Annotated in this window: 18 protein-coding genes; 4 read left to right on the forward strand and 14 right to left on the reverse strand. The window is 69.1% G+C overall.

The window, feature by feature from the left end:
• Positions 1 to 43: 43 nt before the first annotated feature.
• The 3 genes from ACIBO2_RS17490 to ACIBO2_RS17500 are packed head-to-tail and all read left to right on the forward strand — an operon-like array spanning position 44 to position 2,996.
• Positions 44 to 1,213, forward strand: a complete 1,170-nt coding sequence (locus ACIBO2_RS17490; RefSeq protein ID WP_358533612.1) for a DUF4185 domain-containing protein — start codon at positions 44 to 46, stop codon at positions 1,211 to 1,213.
• Positions 1,210 to 2,223 carry a DUF4432 family protein gene (locus ACIBO2_RS17495; RefSeq protein WP_358533614.1) on the forward strand — a complete coding sequence of 338 codons (1,014 nt, stop codon included), beginning with the start codon at positions 1,210 to 1,212 and terminating at the stop codon, positions 2,221 to 2,223. The genes ACIBO2_RS17490 and ACIBO2_RS17495 overlap by 4 nt, the downstream gene beginning before the upstream one ends.
• On the forward strand, positions 2,220 to 2,996 hold the full coding sequence (locus ACIBO2_RS17500; protein ID WP_358533616.1) for an SDR family oxidoreductase: 777 nt from the start codon (positions 2,220 to 2,222) through the stop codon (positions 2,994 to 2,996). Before ACIBO2_RS17495 ends, ACIBO2_RS17500 begins: the two co-directional genes overlap by 4 nt.
• Before the next feature lie 237 nt (positions 2,997 to 3,233).
• On the opposite strand, the gene ACIBO2_RS17505 is transcribed toward ACIBO2_RS17500, so the two are convergent.
• The 4 genes from ACIBO2_RS17505 to ACIBO2_RS17520 are packed head-to-tail and all read right to left on the reverse strand — an operon-like array spanning position 3,234 to position 5,842.
• A complete protein-coding gene (locus ACIBO2_RS17505) occupies positions 3,234 to 3,617 on the reverse strand; it encodes a DUF6069 family protein (RefSeq protein WP_358533619.1) in 384 nt (127 codons plus the stop codon).
• A 23-nt stretch (positions 3,618 to 3,640) separates the two neighbouring features.
• Positions 3,641 to 4,315: a VC0807 family protein gene (locus ACIBO2_RS17510; RefSeq protein ID WP_358533622.1), complete on the reverse strand. Its 675-nt coding sequence runs from the start codon at positions 4,313 to 4,315 to the stop codon at positions 3,641 to 3,643.
• The gene (locus ACIBO2_RS17515) at positions 4,312 to 4,923 is read right to left on the reverse strand and encodes a TetR/AcrR family transcriptional regulator (protein WP_358533625.1); all 612 of its coding nucleotides are present in this window, start codon (positions 4,921 to 4,923) and stop codon (positions 4,312 to 4,314) included. The genes ACIBO2_RS17510 and ACIBO2_RS17515 overlap by 4 nt, the downstream gene beginning before the upstream one ends.
• A gap of 55 nt (positions 4,924 to 4,978) precedes the next feature.
• Complete coding sequence (locus ACIBO2_RS17520) at positions 4,979 to 5,842, reverse strand: oxidoreductase (protein WP_358533628.1); 864 nt, start codon at positions 5,840 to 5,842, stop codon at positions 4,979 to 4,981.
• A 110-nt stretch (positions 5,843 to 5,952) separates the two neighbouring features.
• Here ACIBO2_RS17520 and ACIBO2_RS17525 point away from each other — a divergent pair, with 110 nt between their 5' ends.
• On the forward strand, positions 5,953 to 6,558 hold the full coding sequence (locus ACIBO2_RS17525; RefSeq protein WP_358533630.1) for a TetR family transcriptional regulator: 606 nt from the start codon (positions 5,953 to 5,955) through the stop codon (positions 6,556 to 6,558).
• A 3-nt stretch (positions 6,559 to 6,561) separates the two neighbouring features.
• On the opposite strand, the gene ACIBO2_RS17530 is transcribed toward ACIBO2_RS17525, so the two are convergent.
• The 10 genes from ACIBO2_RS17530 to ACIBO2_RS17575 all read right to left on the reverse strand — a co-directional run bounded on the left by ACIBO2_RS17530 (position 6,562) and on the right by ACIBO2_RS17575 (position 17,459).
• Entirely contained in the window at positions 6,562 to 7,575 is a 1,014-nt protein-coding gene (locus tag ACIBO2_RS17530) for a hypothetical protein (RefSeq protein ID WP_397297870.1), read from the reverse strand.
• 2 nt (positions 7,576 to 7,577) lie between these two features.
• On the reverse strand, positions 7,578 to 7,967 hold the full coding sequence (locus tag ACIBO2_RS17535) for a peptidase inhibitor family I36 protein (protein ID WP_358533636.1): 390 nt from the start codon (positions 7,965 to 7,967) through the stop codon (positions 7,578 to 7,580).
• 98 nt (positions 7,968 to 8,065) lie between these two features.
• Positions 8,066 to 9,298, reverse strand: a complete 1,233-nt coding sequence (locus ACIBO2_RS17540) for an enolase C-terminal domain-like protein (protein ID WP_397297873.1) — start codon at positions 9,296 to 9,298, stop codon at positions 8,066 to 8,068.
• Positions 9,295 to 12,342, reverse strand: coding sequence for a hypothetical protein (locus ACIBO2_RS17545; protein ID WP_397297875.1), 3,048 nt, complete (start codon positions 12,340 to 12,342; stop codon positions 9,295 to 9,297). The genes ACIBO2_RS17540 and ACIBO2_RS17545 overlap by 4 nt, the downstream gene beginning before the upstream one ends.
• On the reverse strand, positions 12,342 to 13,151 hold the full coding sequence (locus ACIBO2_RS17550; protein WP_358533646.1) for a carbohydrate ABC transporter permease: 810 nt from the start codon (positions 13,149 to 13,151) through the stop codon (positions 12,342 to 12,344). The genes ACIBO2_RS17545 and ACIBO2_RS17550 overlap by 1 nt, the downstream gene beginning before the upstream one ends.
• Complete coding sequence (locus ACIBO2_RS17555; RefSeq protein ID WP_357653893.1) at positions 13,148 to 13,975, reverse strand: sugar ABC transporter permease; 828 nt, start codon at positions 13,973 to 13,975, stop codon at positions 13,148 to 13,150. Before ACIBO2_RS17555 ends, ACIBO2_RS17550 begins: the two co-directional genes overlap by 4 nt.
• Before the next feature lie 11 nt (positions 13,976 to 13,986).
• Entirely contained in the window at positions 13,987 to 15,234 is a 1,248-nt protein-coding gene (locus ACIBO2_RS17560; RefSeq protein WP_358533650.1) for an extracellular solute-binding protein, read from the reverse strand.
• Between the two features lie 17 nt (positions 15,235 to 15,251).
• The gene (locus tag ACIBO2_RS17565; protein WP_358533653.1) at positions 15,252 to 15,953 is read right to left on the reverse strand and encodes an FCD domain-containing protein; all 702 of its coding nucleotides are present in this window, start codon (positions 15,951 to 15,953) and stop codon (positions 15,252 to 15,254) included.
• A 113-nt stretch (positions 15,954 to 16,066) separates the two neighbouring features.
• Positions 16,067 to 17,083: a T3SS effector HopA1 family protein gene (locus ACIBO2_RS17570; protein WP_358533656.1), complete on the reverse strand. Its 1,017-nt coding sequence runs from the start codon at positions 17,081 to 17,083 to the stop codon at positions 16,067 to 16,069.
• Between the two features lie 16 nt (positions 17,084 to 17,099).
• Complete coding sequence (locus ACIBO2_RS17575) at positions 17,100 to 17,459, reverse strand: hypothetical protein (protein ID WP_358533658.1); 360 nt, start codon at positions 17,457 to 17,459, stop codon at positions 17,100 to 17,102.
• Between the last annotated feature and the right edge of the window lie 9 nt (positions 17,460 to 17,468).

Raw genomic sequence — 17,468 nt, forward strand, 5'->3', positions numbered from 1 at the left:
AATGACTAGAACTGTAGGGAACCCCCCTCCCTTAGGACGTGTGATGACGCGATTCCGGTCCGCCCTCATCCCCCTCGCCATCGGATTGCTGAGCCTCGCGGCCGTGCCCCAGCAGGCGCTGGCCGCACCGCCCAAGCCGGTGCCGTCCGTCTCCGCCGCCACGACGCAGCAGGCCACCACCCGTGCGACATGCGGGCCGACGGTGCGGGGCGCGTCCGTGGACGCGAGGCTGACCAGCCTGTTCACCGCGTACGGCAACGACAACAGCCGCCTGGACGACTGGACCGGCGCCGACGGCACCTACTCGCTGAAGCTGCCCAGCGGGAAAGAGGTGTGGGTCTTCTCCGACACCTTCCTGGGCAAGATCAACCCTGACGGCAGCCGCCCGCCGGTGGTCGAAGAGGGCGGCACGACCGTCTTCCTGAACAACTCCTTCGCCGTGGAGCGCGACGGCAGGCTCTCCACGATCCACGCCGGCACCGCCGCGAAGCCGACCGCAGTGATGCCCCCGCGCGACCAGAACCACTGGTACTGGGCCGGCGACGCCACCCTGGCGGGCGGCATCGTGGAGGTGACCTACCAGGAGTACGAGCGCTACGGCACCGGCGCGTGGGACTGGCGCTGGCACCGGAACGTGGTGGCCAGGTTCGCGCAGAGCCGGCTCGACCAGCCGATCAGCGTGACCGACCTGCCGTCGTCGGCCGGCGTGTCCTGGGCCTCCGGGATCCTCAAGGACGGCGGCTACACCTACGTTTACGGGGTGGAGGATCTCGGCTCGCCCAAGTACATGCACATCGCCAGGGTGCCCGGCCAGAGCCTGCTCGGACAGTGGCAGTACCTCAAGGCCGACGGCACCTGGTCGAGCAACGAGGCCGACTCGGCCCGGATCATGAGCGGCGTGGCCAACGAGTACAGCGTCACCAAGGTGGGCAACGGCTACGTACTGATCACCCATGACACGACCGAGGTCCTGAGCTCGCACATCGTGGCGTACACCTCGTGCTCGCCGTTCGGCCCGTTCACCGGCAAGCAGGCCGTCTACACCACCCCCGAGACGAACGGGAACATCTTCACCTACAACGCCCACGCGCACCCCGACGTGGCGGGCAACGGACTCGTCGTCTCCTACAACGTCAACAGCTTCGTCAACACCGACCACTACCGGGACTCCTCGATCTACCGGCCGCGCTTCATCGATGTGACTTTCGGGTGAGTACCCGGAACTGGGCGGCTCGCCTGCGGCACGTCGTGATCGACGGGCTGCGGGCGGTCGTGCTGGAGAACGAACGGCTCCGCGTGACCGTCGTGCCCGACAAGGGCGGCGATGTCATCGAATTTCTGCACAAGCCAACCGACACTGACTTCGTCTGGCTCTCGCCGCAGGGGCTGCGCGACCCGCACGACCACCTCCAGGGCGCCGCCGACGACGTCGCCCAGTTCATCGACCACTACGAGGGCGGCTGGCAGGAGATCTTCCCCAACGGCGGCGCGCCCAGCGAATACCGCGGCGCCCGGCTGGCGCAGCACGGGGAGGTCGCCGGGCTCCCGTGGCAGGCCGAGGTCGTGGCCGACTCCGAGCAGGAGGTCGCGGTACGGCTCAGCGTGCGCACCCGGCGCCTGCCGTACCGGATCGAGAAGACGTTCCGGCTGGCGGCGGGGACGGCCGCGCTGGAGATCGAGGGGCGCGCGACCAACGAGTCCGGCGTCGAGCTGCACGCCATGTGGGGACAGCACATCGTGTACGGCCGGCCATTCCTCAAGCCGGGCGCCCGCGTACGGCTGCCGGCCGGCGTGACGGTCATCCCGCACGAGAGCGCCATCAATGCCCACGGCCGCCGAGTCAAGGCGGGCGGCCCGTGGAAGTGGCCCGTGGTGCCCGCCGACGACGGCGGCGAGACGGATCTGAGCGTGGTGCCGGAGCCCGGGTCGCCGAGCGAGATCGTCTACCTAACCGGATTTACCGAGGGCTGGTACGAAATTTCTGGGGATGTAGGTATTCGTGTGGAGTGGGATGCGACGCTCCTGCCGTACCTGTGGATGTGGCAGGAGGTCGGTGCGACCACCGACTATCCCTGGTGGGGGCGGGCTTACACGGTCGGGCTCGAACCGTTCTCCAGCATGCCCACCAACGGGCTGGCCGAGGCGGTGGCGAACGGCACGGCGCTCACCCTGGGCCCACACGAGACGAAGGTGCTGAGGTTGCGCGCGGAGGTTGTGACGTGAGTGAGTTCGACGGGAAAGTCGCCCTGGTGACGGGCGGTTCGATGGGTATCGGGCGGGCGGTGGTCGACCGGCTGGCCGACGGCGGGGCGTCCGTGGTGTTCTGCGGGGCCGACAAGGGGGCGGAGCTCGACAGCGAGCACGTGACCGGGCGGGTCGCGGACGTACGGCGGGCGGGCGACATGCGTGACCTGGTCGACCTGGCCGTGGCCAAGTACGGCGGGCTCGACATCGTGGTGACGTGCGCGGGCGTGCAGCGCTACGGCACGGTCGAGGACACGCCGGAGGACGTCTGGGACGAGGTGCTCGACATCAACCTCAAGGGCGTCTATCTGGCCTGCAAGGCCGCTATCCCCAGGATGCGGGCGCGCGGCGGCGGCTCGATCGTGGTGATGTCGTCGGTGCAGGCGTTCGCCTCGCAGGCGCAGGTGGCCGCCTACACCGCCAGCAAGGCCGCGCTGAACGGCCTGACCAGGGCGATGGCGCTCGACCACGCGGCCGACGGCATCCGGGTGAACGTGGTCTGCCCCGGCTCGGTCGACACACCGATGCTGCGCTGGGCGGCCGATCTGTGGCGTGGCGGGCTGTCGCAGGAGGAGCAGGTGGCGGAGTGGGGCCGGGCGCACCCCCTCGGCCGGGTGGGCAGGCCGGAGGAGGTGGCTGAGCTGGTGGCGTTCCTGGCCGGGCCGCGGTCGTCGTTCATCACCGGGGCCGAGCACCGGGTGGATGGTGGGCTGCTTGCCCGCAATCCGGCTGCGCTGCCTGAGCAGGCCTAGCTTCCGGAGGAGGTTCGTCACACGACCGTCTTGGTCCGTGTGACGGTCCATGGTGGCTGGGGTCCCTTGGAGGGAACCCCCCTTCGGGGAAGCAAGAAATGACGGTCCGTCCTAGCTGGAGTCCCTAGGGCGGATCCGAGGGAGCGGGAAATGACGGTCCGTCGTGACTGGGTCCCTAGGAGGGATACCCCCTCCGGGGGAGCGGAAGAAGGGTCCTCCGGAGGAGCGGGAGTACGCCTAGCGCGTACGTCGGCGCGGTAGGAGGACGATGAGGACGGCCGCGGTGACCACGTGCAGCGCGGCCAGTGATGCCTTGGCCGCACCGGTGGTGCCCATCGTGAGTGGGCCGGCCAGGGACATGATGAGGAACACGGCGGCGATCCACGTCCAGATCGCGCGCGACCGTTCCGTGACGCGTTCGAGCACGGCCAGGAGGCCCCAGCCGGCCAGACCGGCGACCAGGGCGGCGACGATCACGGAGACCGCGGTCACCTCTCCGGAGGTCGAGGCCAGCTCGACGCCGGCGAGGACGTGGACAGCCGCCCAGACGGCCAGAGCGGCGGCGGCCGCGCCTAGCACGGCCAGGATGCGGGGGACGGCCAGGGAGCGGGGGGCGGTCACGCGGGTCTCTCCTTGGGCGGGAATCACGCGGGGGCCTCCTTGAGCGGTAAGTAGAGCGCGGACCAGCGGTTGTACAGGCCGGTGGGGACGAGGTAGCACGCCATCACGACCTGCATCAGCACCATGAAGACGCCGTACTGCAGACCGCCCAGGCCCGGGACGACGTCGGGCGGCAGGGTGTAGGCCATGGTCACGCGGACGGCGGCGTCGGCCAGCAGGCCGATGCCCCAGATGACCGTCGCCACCCGCCAGATCCGGCGGAAGGCGGGCAGCCGCTCCCACAGGACGTCCCAGGACTCGCGGCCCGAGCCGTCTTCCCCCTTGAGGGGACCGATGCGGCCTTCCAGGACGAAGCGGGTGAAGGCAAAGGCCAGCGGCTGCCGGCCTCGGACGCTGGCCAGGAACCACAGGCCCGAGATGGCGGTGATCCAGCCGTCCTTGGCCAGCAGGAAGCGGGGGTCGTGGACGAGCAGGGAGACGGCCGCGCTGCCGACCATCATGGCCGTCATGAACAGGCCGAGCCCGTCGGGCCGGCGGCGGCGCACCAGGCTGGCGACCACGCTCAGGCCGGGGAGCAGGGAGCTGATCAGCAGCGCGGAGTGATAGCTCACGTCCATCGCGCGCAGTACGTAATAGAGGCCGATGGGCAGGGCCATGTCGACGAGGACGAGCAGCGACGTCTTGGCGCGAGAGCTCACGGCGTGGCCCGGGTCGCCAGGCGGAAGAGCTCGACCAGCTCGTCCGCGTACACGTCGAGGTCCGCGCCGGGGTCGCCCTCCAGCAGGAACGGCAGGCCGTCCATGGCCCGCTGGATGGCCATCGCCATCACGCGGGTGTTGAACCGGCGGAACTCGCCCGACTCCTGCCCCCAGAACAGCAATCGCTCGATGTGCCCCAGCGAGGCCGGATCCACGGCCGCCTCCTGCGCGGTGGTCCCCTTCTCCGGCCGGAAGTTCAGGAAGATCTCGGTGGCCGCGCGCATCTCACGGCGATGGTCCCGGATGAACCCGATCAGCGAGCGGATGTAGGTGTCCAGCGCGGCGCCGGGGCTGGTCTGGGCGCTGACCCGCTCGGTCATGAACGTGGCGATCCCCTCGTAGATCGTGACAATCGCCTGGCCCATCAGGTCGTCCTTGCCATCGAAGTGGTACGAGATCAGCCGCGTACTGCTGAGCCCGGCCCGCTCCGCGATGCGGGCGAAGGACGCCTGGTGGTAGCCCAGGTCAGCGATCGTCTCGATCGTGGCCGCCACGATCTGCGCCCGGCGGGCGGAGGTCGTGACGGAGTCTTCCTTCCTTACTTGCATGAGTAATTTTTAACTCACGCGAGTAATTCTGGCAAGTCCTCCTCCTCCAATAGCGTCAGCCTCCGATGGCGTCGAGCTCCTCGATCGCGTCGGCCGGGAGGACCAGGCTCGCCGCGGCGATGTTCTCGCGGAGGTGGGCCACGGACGAGGTCCCGGGGATGAGGACCATCGTGGGCGAGCGCCGCAGCAGCCAGGCCAGGGCGACCTGCTGCGGCGAGGCGTCCAGCCGGGCGGCCACGTTCGTGAGCGCCTCGGACTGGAGCGGGGTGAAGCCGCCCAGGGGGAAGAACGCTGCGTAGGCGATGTTCTCGGCCGCGCATCGGTCGACGAGAGCGTCGTCCTGCCGGTTGGCGAGGTTGTAGAGGTTCTGAACGGTGACGACGGGTGCGATGGCCTGCGCCTCGGTGAGCTGGGCCTCGGAGGCGGCGCTGAGACCGAGGTGGCGGATCAGGCCCTCCCGCTGCAACTCGGCCAGGGCGCCGAACGGCTCCGCGAGCGACTCCTCGCCCGCGCCTCCCTCGGCTAGGCGCAGGTTGACGACGTCGAGGGTGTCCAGGGCGAGGCGCTGGAGGTTCTCGCGGACCTGGGCCTTGAGGTCCTCGGGCTCCAGTGCGTGATTCCAGCTGCCGTCCGGGCCACGGCGAGCGCCGACCTTGGTGACGATGCGCAGGTCCGCCGGGTAGGGGTGCAGGGCCTCCTTGATGATCTCGTTGACGACGAAGGGTCCGTAGAAGTCGCTGGTGTCGATGTGGGTGATGCCCAGCTCGACGGCCTCGCGCAGCACCGCGACGGCCGCGTCGCGGTCCTTGGGCGGCCCGAAGACGCCGGGCCCGGCCAGCTGCATGGCGCCGTAGCCCATGCGGGTGATGGTGAGGTCGTCGGCGAGTGTGAGAGTCCCACCGGGAAGGCCGTCTGCCATGTCCATACCTTTCATCTGGATCGCATCTCCAACGGTGCGGTTGCTTTTGATGCTAGCGGCGGAAAACTCCAACCGCAACGTTGCAGATGGGATGGCGCTAGGATGTCGCCATGGCGTGGGATACCGAGGGGACGCGGCGGCGGCTCAAGGAAGCGGCGACAGTCGAGTTCGCCGAGCGCGGACCGGACGGCACGACCATGGCGCGCATCGCCGAGCGGGCCGGGATCAACAAGGAACGCCTGTACAAGTACTTCGGCGACAAGCAGGCCCTGTTCGAGACGGTGCTGACCGACGAGCTCAAGAAACTCGCCGAGACGGTGGGGCCACCCCCGGGTGACTTCGAGAACATCGGCGAGTTCGTCGGGCGCAACTTCGACTACCACGTGGCGCATCCCCATCTCGTCCGCCTGATGCTGTGGGAGGGCCTGGCCGGTGGCGCCGTGGCCGACGAGGCGCAGCGCGCCGCCTTCTACCAGGACAAGACGCGGGCCTACGCTGCCGCCCAGCGCGCCGGGATCCTCGACGACGACCTCGACCCCGATCATCTGGCGTTCATGGTCATCGGGCTGTCCGCATGGTGGGTTTCGGCGCCCCAACTCGCCCGCATGCTCACCGGTGCCGACGACGAGGATGCGACAGAGCACGCCCGGCGTCGCGCCAGCGTGGTGCGCGCGGTACAACGGCTGGCCCGACCGCCAGGCGTCGACAGGCGGTAGTGGTCAGCGGGTCTCCTGGAAGACCTTGGACGCGCGCGCCAGGCGGCTGCCGAGGTTGGCGCGGAGGGCGGCGAAGCGGTCCGGATTGCCGGCGACGATCTGCCGCTGAAGGGCGGAGTCGGCGGCGAACCACACCGCCACCAGCCCCGACTCCCACTTGCACCTGGTGTCGGCCGTGGCGGTGCGCTTCTCCTCGGCGGTGACCGTGGGCTGGTCCAGGTTCCAGCGGGCGTCGGCGATGGCGGCCTCGGCGGTGGGGTAGGCGTGTCCGGCCCTGACCATGCAGGCTCGCCAGCTGGTGGCCGCCTGGACGACGGCCGGATCGGTGGCGGCCTTCTCCAGGGTCTCGGCGTCCTGGACGGCGAGCCAGGGCCAGTCGGCCGGCTCGGCGCCTCGGGTCAGGACGGCTGCGGCGCGGCTTATGCAGCCGGAGTCGGCGGTGTCACCGTACAAGTGGGTTCTGGCGGTTTTGGAGAGGTTGGCCGCCCACTGGGGTGGTCTGCTGTGCGGGTCCGAGCGGGACAGGTGGTAGCCGGTGAGCGCGGCCTGCGCCGGGTCGGCGACGCCGTAGCGGCGGGCGTTGCCCGGATCGCCGGCCTTGACGGCGGCCACCGCGACCATGGGCGGGGCCGCCGAGACGCCGTGGCGGCGCATGCACCGCGCGACCAGCTTGGTCTGGGCGTTGGCCAGCAGGACGCGCTGCTCCGGGGTGGGCTTGTAGGCGTCGAACGGAAGCACGAGATCGGCCACCGACGCCACAGATACAGACACGAAGTCCGGGCGCGGCGCGGCCGCGCAGGCCGTGACGACCAGCAGCAACGATGCCCCGGCCCAGAGAGCGGCGGCGGGTGAGGATGACAGCGCTCTCCGGCGGCCGGTCTCCGGTCGCCCCAGAGCGCCGCCGCGGCCGGTCTCCGGTCGCCCCAGAGCGCCGCCGCGGCCGGTCTCCGGTCGCCCCAGAGCGCCGCCGCGGCCGGTCGCCGGGCGCCCGCTCCGAAGCCCGGCTTCGCCGTCCATGGTCAGCGACACCAGATGTCGACGGAGCTGACGCTGTCGTCGGCGAAGTAGTCGTCGCTCTCGGTCGCGATGAACGTGCTGTGCGCCCCGGTGAAGTAGGGGTGCTGCCACAGCGTGGTGCCGCAGCCGATCCGGTTCCTGAACGAGCTCGTCTCGTCGGCGATGCTGTGCCGGGTGCCGCCGTGGTCCCGGTCGAGCCAGGTGTCGTCGCTCAGGTCGGAGTCGTCGGCGACGAAGTCGCGCCAGTAGTCCTCGGTCCCCCGGTTGTAGTCGGAGCCCGCGTACAGGCAGACCCGGCCACCGGCGCACCTGCCGCTCGGTGTCGCGGACGCGCTCATGGCCGGGACGACCACGGTGCAGAGGGCCGCCACGACGCCGCTGATGAGCCGCACGATGCCTCCTTGCTCGCGTGAGTACGTGAGTACCCCCACCCTGATTCAGGGCACGGGGCAGCAGAAGCAGACTCACACGAGCAAGGACGATTCTTTTCCTATGTGCTGACTTCCAGGGATACGGTCGGGTCGGCGAAGCGTTCGTTCGGCACCTGGGCGTACCAGCCGGGTCGCCCCGGGTCCCGGTCGTAGGGGTATCCGCCCAGCTCCTGGTAGAGCTCGGCGTAGTGGGCGACCCGGTCCTTGTCGAGCCGGACGCCCAGCCCCGGCCCGGTCGGCACCGCTATGGCCCCGTCTGCGTACGAAAGCTTGCCGCCCTCGATCACGTCGTCGCGCAGCTGGTGGTAGTGGGCGTCGGCCGCGTACGTGAGGTTGGGCAGGACCGCGCCGAGATGCAGCATGGTCGCCAGCTGGATGCCCAGCTCCCCGGAGGAGTGCACGGCCACCCCGAGCTGGAAGGTCTCGCACACCCCTGCCGCCTTGACGCACGGCCGGATCCCGCCCCAGAACGTGGTGTCCAGCAGCACCACGTCGGCCGCCCGGCGCAGCACGTTGGAGGCGAGCTGCTCGAAGTTGACGACGACGGTGTTCGTCGCCAGCGGCACCCGGACCTGCTCGCGGATGGCCCTGAGCCCTTCTAGCCCCCAGACCGGATCCTCCAGGTATTCGTTGTTCAGTTCCTCGATGGCCCGCCCGAACCGCAGGCCCTCGGCCACCGACAGCACCGCGTTCGGGTCGTAGCGGAGCCGGTCGTCGGGGAAGGCCGCCGCCAGCGCCCGGTAGCACTCCAGCTCGAAGTCGGGCGGGAACACCCCGCCCTTGAGCTTGTGCACGGTGAACCCGTGGTCCGCCTTGAGCTGCCTGGTGTGCTCGACGAGCTGGTCCGGCGTGCGTACCTCGGCGTATCCCTCCGCCGCGTAGCGGAAGAACAGGTAGGAGGCGAACGGCACGGTATCGCGCAGCCGCCCGCCGAGCAGGTCGCTGGCGGGCACGCCGAGATGCTGCCCGATCAGGTCGATGCAGGCGAACTCGATGGCCGCAAGGAGCTGGGTGCGGTTGTTGTAGAGCGACGCGGTCGGGTTGGCGATCTTGAACCGCAGCGCCTCCAGCTGGAACGGATCATGCCCCTTCAGGTACGGCATGAGCGCCCGGAACGCCGCCTCGGCGCTCTCCCCGCCCCCGCCCATCTCCCCCAGGCCGATCAGCCCGTTGTCGGCCTCGACCTCGACGATCGTGCGGACGAACCGGCCCCAGTGGGCGCCGTTGCTGTGCCGGAGTGGCGCCTCCAGCGGAACGGCGACCGTGGTGGCCCGGATGTCAACGATCTTCACTCGCACGTCCCCCAAATAGCGGCCACACCGCACGCGGGCAGCCGTACCTTCACCGATTCCGCCGAGACCTCCAAAGGCCGCAGCTCCCGCTCCAGACCGGCGCTCACCAGAGCGCGCCGCAGCCTCGGCAGCCGGACCGTCGCCTCGACCGGCTCGGCGGCCAGCGACTGCAGCCGGACCACGATCTCGTTGTCGCCGTTCTGCCCGAGCGAGGTGACCAGCACGTCGGGGTGGTCGACCGAGACGAACGACTTGACCGCGTCGGGCGCGCTGGTGAGCAGCGCGCCGACGAACTGGTCCGTCAGCCCGGCCGCCGCCCGCGCGCCCAGCCGTCTGCCCTCGATGCCCGGAGCCGACATGATCGAGTAGCGGAACGTGGTCTCCCCCTGCTGTTGGGCGGGGAAGTTCGTGTCCCAGATGTTGTTCAGCGCCCAGGAGTAGACCGTGCCCGGCTCCTCGTCCAGCGTCGGCGGGAACGGCGCGTACGGCATGTGGATGGTGCCCAGCTGCACCAGCGGCGCCTCCAGCGTGGCCCAGGCGACGGTCAGCTCGGGGTCCTCGAAGGCGATCCAGTGCCTGATCGGCAGCATGTACTCGGCCGAGCCCGGCACCCGAGGCACGTCCGGCCCGCCGACGCCGCCGGTCAGCTCCCAGGCCGTCGCGGGGCCCGAGGCGAACGGGAAGGCCAGGAAGACCGCCTCCTTGGCGGGCGTGCCCTGCTTGGCCAGCTGGTAGGTCAGGTCGAGCCGGGCGACGCCGTTGTGCAGCTCGATCGTGGTGCGCAGCCAGTCGACGCCCTTGCCCTGCAGCTCGACGACCAGCTTCTCGCCCACGGCGGTCCGCTGCGCCTTGACGATGGTGGCGTTCCTGCCGATCGCCCGGTCGCCGAGCAGGGTGCGGTCGTGCGCCCCGACGTGCCCGGACAGGTGGTTGAAGTGCGGGGCGGTGGCGTAGCGGTCGTAGACGTACTGGCCGAACCCGGCGGCGGCGTTGTCGTTGACCAGCTCCCGACCGGCCGCCTTGTCGAAGATCGAGCGGATGACGCCTTCGCGGACGTCGTAGCCGACCCGGTAGAACTCGTTCTCGATCACGCCGCCCAGGTCGAGCTCGACCGGCTCGGCCGCCCGGACCTCACCCCTGACGACGTCGATCCGCGCGTAGCCGTAGCCGGGAACCTCCGGCACCACGGCGTGCAGGTGCCGCCCGATCGGCCGGGTCGGCCAGTCGGCCGGGTCCACGAGCTCCTCGTGGTGCGGGATCGTCTCGCCGGTGCGCGCGTCCACGAGGGCGATCGGCACGTCCGCCGGGACCACGTCCCGGGGGAGGAAGGCGCGGACGACATCGGTCCTGCTCGCCGTACCGGGATTGAAGACGGCGAAGGACGTGAGCGCCGACGCATCGGCCACACCACTGTCGGAGAGCGCGCCGCCCCCCGAAAGCACACCGCCGTCGGAGAGCGCCGCGCCGAACCGGCGGGCGGCGGCGTGCAGCAGGTCGGCCGCGTCGTCCTGGGCGTCGTAGGCGCCCGACGACTTGCGGGTCCACTGCAGGCCGCCCGAGTCGCCCGCCTCCTCGGCGTCCTCCCAGGGGTTGGCCGCGCCCCAGGTGTGCTCGTTGAACAGCGCCACCTTGTCGTAGGCCTCGTCGATCTGCTCGGTCGCGTCGGCGCCGGCGATCGTGTGCAGCGTCTCGGCGATGCGCAGCGCGGACTGCGCCCGCCGTACGTATCCGAGGGGCCGCGCGCCGGAGCCGAGCCCGTCGGCCCACCAGTCGGTCCAGTCGCCCTCGTGTACGGCCAGGCGGTCGTGGTAGCGCTCTTCCACGTGCTCGAAGAAGTCGCTGTTGACCGCGGAGCGCAGCCGGGGGAAGGCCCACTGCTCGTTCCACCTGCGCGCGATGGAGGCGGGCACGATCGAGGGTCCGGCGTTGTCGGCGTGCGCGCCCTGGACCCGCAGGTGCAGCACGTCCAGCTCGTACGGCTCACGCGGCGCGTCAGGACCTTGCCACCCGAACGTGCCGGGCCCGTAGGGGTAGCCGCGCGAGGCCAGCGCCGACAGGTAGCGCGGCAGCAGGTCGTCGGCCAGCTCGTAGGAGTCGGTGAGCCCGACCGTGTTGCCCTCCATGTACGCCATGCCGTGGGGGGTGTCGGTGAACCAGACGATCACCTCCTTGCCGCTCGGCGCCCGCCACCGGAACGGCCGGGTCAGCTTGTCGCCCCCGTGCAGGTACGGCACGGACCGCCCGGCCCAGTTGTGCGCCGCGGCGAGATAGCGCACCCCGGCGGCGTTCAGCGCGTCGATCACGCCGACGACCGCGCCGGGCACGTCGGTGTGCATGGCCGACTTGGTGGCGAAGCCGTACTTCTCCTGGAGCCGCGTGGTGAAGCGGAGCTGCCGGTAGAGCTCCTCGGTCGAGCAGGCTTCGGTGTGCAGCTGGAACGGCAGCGCGGTCACCTCGATGACGCCGGCGCGGGCCAGCGCGGCGAACTTGGCGACCTGGTCGGCGGGCCGGGCGTCGAGCCACTTCAGCGCCGGCATCGACGACTCGACCGACCACCTGAACCTGGCGTCGTCCGGCCAGGAGGCGGTCTCCTCGGCCAGCCGGAGGGCCGCGTCGAGGTAGTCGAGGTGGTGGCGGAGCACCGTGCCCTGCGGGTCGGTGTAGCCGATGTCGAGGTGGGAGTGGTGAACGACGAACACGCTCCACTTGCGCTGCGGGGTGATCGTGATCTCCGCGGAGCCGATGAGCCCGGCGTCGTCGCGCGACTCCAGGGTCAGCACGCGAGGCGCGGTCACCTCGGGCACGAGCAGCGTGACGTCGGTGCCGGAGGCGCTGTCCTCGCCCACCAGCACGTGCGTCAACGGCACGGTGCTCGTCACCCTGACCGCCTGCCGGCCGTCGTGGGTGAACAGCGGCAGCACCGCGACACGCACCTCCACGCCGCGCACGCCGATCACCGCGGTCGAGGTGTCGTTGCGCAGCGCCTGCCTGATCCCGTCGTAGTCCGGCGAGCCGAGGCTCCGCTGCAGCAACCGGCTGGTCATCAAACACTCCCTAGAGACAGGCCACGGGCGAACAGCCGCTGGGTGGCGAGGAACAGCAGGACCGTCGGCAGCGAGACCGTGAGCCCCGCCGCGAGGCCCACGGGCACCGGGGTGCCCGCGTAGACGTCGGTCATCAGTCCGGCCAGCGCGGTCATCACCGGCCGTACGTCCTCGGTCTGCGTGAGTGTCAGGCCGAAGATGAGGTCGTTCCAGATGAAGGTGAACTCGAGGATGAACACGGCCGCCAGCGCGCTGACCGACAACGGCAGGTAGATGCGCCAGAAGATCCGCCAGGTGGTGGCACCGTCCATGCGGGCCGCCTCGAAGATCGAGAACGCCACTCCACTGTAGAAGTTACGCAGCACGAAAGCGGCCAACGGCACGTTGATCGCCGTGTAGACCAGGAGCAGGCCGCCCCTGGTGTCGTACAGGCCGAGATCGCTGTAACCCACGAACAGCGGCACGAGCAGCATCTGCGACGGGAAGATCGTGCCGCCGAAGATGAGCAGGAACCACCAGAAGCCGTGCCGCAGCCGGAGCACCACGATCGTGTAGCCGGCCAGCGCCCCGATGAGCACGCCGAGCGTGGGCGAGACGATGCTGTAGAGCGCGGTGCTGGCCAGGCTGTCCGACAGGTTCGCGCTGTCGAAGGCCCGGGCGATGTTGTCGAACAGCGCGAAGCTGCCGGACGGCTGCCACGCCTTCGACGGGTCGTACGACGCCGCGGGCCGCGCGGCGTTGACGAGCAGCAGGTAGGTCGGGCCCAGCCAGATCAGGCCGAGCACGATGAGTACGGCACGCCGGATCATCGCACCTGCCTCCTGAGGTAGAGATAGGACGCCAGCCCCGTGACCACGGTGAGCATCACTGCGACCGAGGCGCCGTAGCCGTAGTCGCTGGCCACGAACGTGTCCTTGTACATGGTCACCGCGAGCGTCTCGGAGTTGCGCCCAGGGCCACCCTGCGTCAGCACCCAGACGATGTCGAACGTCTTCAGGCTCGCCACCAGCGCCAGCCCCACCACGACCGCGGTGAGGGGCGCCATCAGCGGCCAGATGACATGCCGGAACAGCTGCCACCCGGAGGCCCCGTCGAGCCGCGCGGCCTCGATCGGCGCCTTGGGGATGGACTGCAGTCCCACCACGAACAGCAGCGTGTTGACGCCGAGCTGCTGCCAGGTCCAGACCAGCAGCATGGCGATCGTGTTGTGCGGCGCCTTCTGCAGGAAGGCGGTGTCGACGCCGAGCAGGATGTTCGCGATGCCGTCGTGCGAGAGGATCGGGCTCCAGACCATGGCCAGCCCGGCGCCGCTGAGCGCATAGGGCAGCATGAACGGCACCCGGTACCAGACGCCGCCCTTGAGGTCGTACGACAGCACCGCCACCAGCAGGCCGAGACCGACCGGCAGCGCCATCGTGCCGACCACCCAGATGAGCGTGTTGCCCAGGGCGGTGAGCAGCGCCGGGTCGTCGAGCAGCTTGCCGAAGTTACGCAGGCCGACCCACTCGGGCGGCGCGAGCCCGTCGTATTTGGTGAAGCTGAGGTACGCAGTCCACAGGAAGGGCACGTAGAGCAGCCCAGCGACCAGCAGTGCGGCAGGAGCGACATAGCCGTACCGGAAACGGCCAAGCATAGGCGCGCGCATCACTGATGCGTGCTCCAGTACTCGTCAGCGGCCTTCTGAATGGTCTCGAGCACTTCCTTGTAGGTGCCGGGCTCGGTCACGAACTTGCTGAAGCCGTCGAGCGCGGCCGTCAGGATCGGCGGTGGCGTGGCCTCGAAATAGCGGTTGACCAGGCGGTACTTGCCGCCGCCCGCGTCCTTGGTGACCTGGCCGAGCGCCTCGTCCTTGATCGTCACCTTGGGGTTGGCGCTGACGTCGCCGCGGGTCGTGGCCCACTTGTCCTGGGCGGGCTGCGTGGTCCACCACTTGAGGTATTTCTGGCCGGCCTCGGGGTCGGCCGCCTTGGTCAGCGAGCAGAGCGGGCCGCTCTCGAAGATCATCGAGGTCTTGGGGAGCGAGGCGTTCACGTTCGGGATGGCGAAGAAGCCGTAGTCGGTGCCGGCCTTCAGGTCGCGCTGGGTCATGCTGGTGTTGAACCAGGTGCCGAAGGAGACCATCGCCGCCTTGCCGTTCTTCAGCACATCGCCCGGGTCGGTTTTATCGCCTGGATTGATGAAATATCCAGCGTCGATGAGCTGCTTCCACTTCTCCATCACCTGGACCACGCCGGGGTCGGTGTACTTGGCCTTGCCCGTGGAGAGGCGGTCGTACAGGTCGGGGTCCATGCCCGCCATGAGCTGCTCGAACCAGACGAAGGAGAACAGCACGCTGGTGTGGTAGAAGGCTTTGACGTTGTTCTTCTTGAGGGTTTCGGCCACCTTGACCAGCTCGTCCCACGTGGTGGGTGGCTGCAGGCCGTACTTGTCGAAGACCTTCTTGTTGTAGAACATCCCCCAGTAGGCGACGTTCATCGGCACGCAGTACTGCTTGCCGTCCACCGTGTAATAGGGGGCCAGGTCCTGCGACAGGTCGCCGGCCTTGATCGCCTCCTGCCAGATGGCCGAGGTGTCGGCCACCTGCTTCTGCTTGACGATCTCTTCCAGCATCCCGCCGGTCTGCCATGTGAAGAGGTCGGGTTTGACGTTCGTACGGAACGACGCCTTGATGAACGCCTGATACTGGGCCGAATCGGTGTAGCCGACCGGCTTCATGCCTAAGCTGATCTGCTGCTTCGACAGAGCGCCCATCTCGTCGAAGTATTTGCTCCAGGCGCCCTTGTCGTTGTAGAGCGACAGTTCGGACTTCTTCTGCGGCGCCTCGGTATTGCCGCCACAGGCGGCGAGAAAGAGAGCTGCCACGCCGAGCGTGACAACGCGTGACCGGATCATGCCCCGGCCTCCTTGTTTCATTTGGGGGGGTCTTGCAACCTCTGCTCTATTACGGTCTTGACGTCCACCAGGTGAGCTCGCATGCGCTCCTCGGCCGCCGCTGCGTCACGCGCCTCGATGGCCTCCAGGATCGCCACGTGCTCGTCGTAGTCACGGCGCCGGTCGTCGAAGAGCTGCAGGATCTCCCGCTGCTCGGGACCGTGGACGGTCAGCAGCGAGTCGACCACCTCGTGCAGCACGCTGTTGCCCGCCAGCCGGGCCGTCGCCCGGTGGAAGGTCATGTTGGTGTCGTGCAGCTCGGCGTCCTGGCCGCGCAGGTGCCTGGCGGCGGCCTCGAGCACGCGCTGGAGCGCGACCAGCTCCTCGCCGGTCGCGCGGGCCGCGGCCATCGCGGCCAGCGGCGGCTCGATGACGATGCGCGCGCCGAGCAACTCAAGCAGCTGGGCGGCGTGCATCTCCCGCATGTTGGGGTTGGGGAGCACGAGCCGCTCGATGTCGGCGCCGACGTAGATGCCGGACCCGTGCCGCATCTCGATGGCCCCGGTGGCCTCGAGTCTGCGCAGCGCCTCACGCAGCGTCGGGGTGGTGACGGCGAAGCGCTGGGAGAGCTCCCGCGTCGAGGGCAGCCTGTCTCCCGGTCGGTGCCCACCTGTACGGATGAGCTCCAGCATGCGCTCGGTCAGAGCGTCGGAAAGGCTGGGCCGCGTTACCTCGGACATATCAAGTCATCTAATCACTTTTCCTCATGGTCGTCTATGAGGAGATTAGCTTTGAGTAAAAAACCTCAGGTCGCCGCCTGGCGAGGTACTCGCACAGGCGGCGACCAGCGGCCTCAGGGCGTCTTGGCCACGACGTGCCGGTGCGGCTTCGCGGGATCTATACGCTCACGCTGGAACGCGTTGTCCACCAGCGTGGCGAACGCGGCCTCATTGGGCACCGCGTCGTTGTTCTTTATGACGTCATCGATGACGTTCGCCCGGGTCTCGGTGAAGCTGTTGTCCAATTTCTGAACGAAGTACTTCGGCTCCTCCGACCAGGCGACTCCGGGGGTGACGAAGGAGTAGAAGGGGGCGAACTTCGAGTCCCGCTCCCCCTCGGGGACCGCCGTCTCGATGGCCGAGACGAGCTGCTTACCGACGTCGTCGTCGGCGGCATTCGGGTCCTTGAGCGCGTAATAGACGACCAGCTTGTCGTATTTGACGGATTTTTGGGTGTCCGCTCTGCTGGACAGGAACACCTTGAACGACCTGAAGAACGGGCCGACGTTGCCGTCCTTGAACAACGGGACGAGACCGCGCACCGCCTTCAGCGCGGCCGCCTGGTTCTTCACGTTGACGATGAGACGCCGGGCGCGGTTCCCCAGGGTTTGCGCCTTCTGTGCGCTGGGCAGCGGGTGAGCCTCGTTGATCAGGTGGAAGTAGTCGCCGGCCCGTAGTCCCCTCCAGTTGTCCGACGCGCTCTGCGCCTCCACCTTGTAGTCGCCCTGCCGCTCACCGTCGAGCAGACTTTGGAAGTCCCGGTTGCCGATCGGCGTGTTCAGGTAGCCGGGCGGGCCCTCACCCATGAAGGAGTACATGCGCTTGACCACGTGCTGAGGGCGTCTGCGGCCGGCGCTGTTGTAGTACTCCCGGTAGGCCTTGGCGAGGAAGTTCCGGTTGATGACGGCGTCACTCGGGCGGCGGGCCGGGGCCGGGGCCGAGTGCGCGGGCTGGGATCCGGCATTCGCGATCACCGCCGCGCGCTTGGTCTTGCTCACCGACTTGACGACGCCGTGCGAGGCACCGGAAACGCCCGGAGTGGTAGAACGCTTGTTCTTCTTCTTCTTTTTCTTGAGCGTGTTCTTCGGCATCGACCGTCTCCGGGGGTCAGGGCGTCTTGACGAGGTGGGTGTGCGGCGCGGCCGGGTTCACGCCCTCGTCCGTGAAGGCCGCGTTCACCAGGTCGATGAACGCCTCCGCGCTGCCCACCTTGTCGTTGTGCTCTATGACGTCCGCGATGATGTCGCGGCGGTTGCTGGTGAAGCTGCCTGGCTGCTGCTTCTCCGACGGCGGATTCACCGGCGCCTTGGGCTGCGGGGCGAGGGGCGAGAGCTCGACCAGCGAGTCCGACCGCTTGGGCTTGGTCAGCACGATCGTGCCGGCCAGCCCTTTCGCGGTGGCGACCGGCGGCGACTGGCGCGTCTTCTTCCGGGTCGTTGCCTTCTTGAGCTTGCTCCATAGCGACATGCCCGCCCC

This window comes from Nonomuraea sp. NPDC050022, assembly GCF_044460705.1.
Classification (GTDB): Bacteria; Actinomycetota; Actinomycetes; order Streptosporangiales; family Streptosporangiaceae; genus Nonomuraea.

What these genes read in the sequence shown, in the direction of transcription:
- ACIBO2_RS17565 (WP_358533653.1), bottom strand. Translation starts at nt 15,953, where the DNA reads ATGTCCGAGGTAACGCGGCCCAGCCTTTCCGACGCTCTGACCGAGCGC.
- ACIBO2_RS17515 (WP_358533625.1), bottom strand. Translation starts at nt 4,923, where the DNA reads ATGCAAGTAAGGAAGGAAGACTCCGTCACGACCTCCGCCCGCCGGGCG.
- ACIBO2_RS17570 (WP_358533656.1), bottom strand. Translation starts at nt 17,083, where the DNA reads ATGCCGAAGAACACGCTCAAGAAAAAGAAGAAGAAGAACAAGCGTTCT.
- ACIBO2_RS17525 (WP_358533630.1), top strand. Translation starts at nt 5,953, where the DNA reads ATGGCGTGGGATACCGAGGGGACGCGGCGGCGGCTCAAGGAAGCGGCG.
- ACIBO2_RS17545 (WP_397297875.1), bottom strand. Translation starts at nt 12,342, where the DNA reads ATGACCAGCCGGTTGCTGCAGCGGAGCCTCGGCTCGCCGGACTACGAC.
- ACIBO2_RS17490 (WP_358533612.1), top strand. Translation starts at nt 44, where the DNA reads ATGACGCGATTCCGGTCCGCCCTCATCCCCCTCGCCATCGGATTGCTG.
- ACIBO2_RS17530 (WP_397297870.1), bottom strand. Translation starts at nt 7,575, where the DNA reads ATGGACGGCGAAGCCGGGCTTCGGAGCGGGCGCCCGGCGACCGGCCGC.
- ACIBO2_RS17550 (WP_358533646.1), bottom strand. Translation starts at nt 13,151, where the DNA reads ATGATCCGGCGTGCCGTACTCATCGTGCTCGGCCTGATCTGGCTGGGC.
- ACIBO2_RS17575 (WP_358533658.1), bottom strand. Translation starts at nt 17,459, where the DNA reads ATGTCGCTATGGAGCAAGCTCAAGAAGGCAACGACCCGGAAGAAGACG.
- ACIBO2_RS17560 (WP_358533650.1), bottom strand. Translation starts at nt 15,234, where the DNA reads ATGATCCGGTCACGCGTTGTCACGCTCGGCGTGGCAGCTCTCTTTCTC.
- ACIBO2_RS17555 (WP_357653893.1), bottom strand. Translation starts at nt 13,975, where the DNA reads ATGCTTGGCCGTTTCCGGTACGGCTATGTCGCTCCTGCCGCACTGCTG.
- ACIBO2_RS17520 (WP_358533628.1), bottom strand. Translation starts at nt 5,842, where the DNA reads ATGGCAGACGGCCTTCCCGGTGGGACTCTCACACTCGCCGACGACCTC.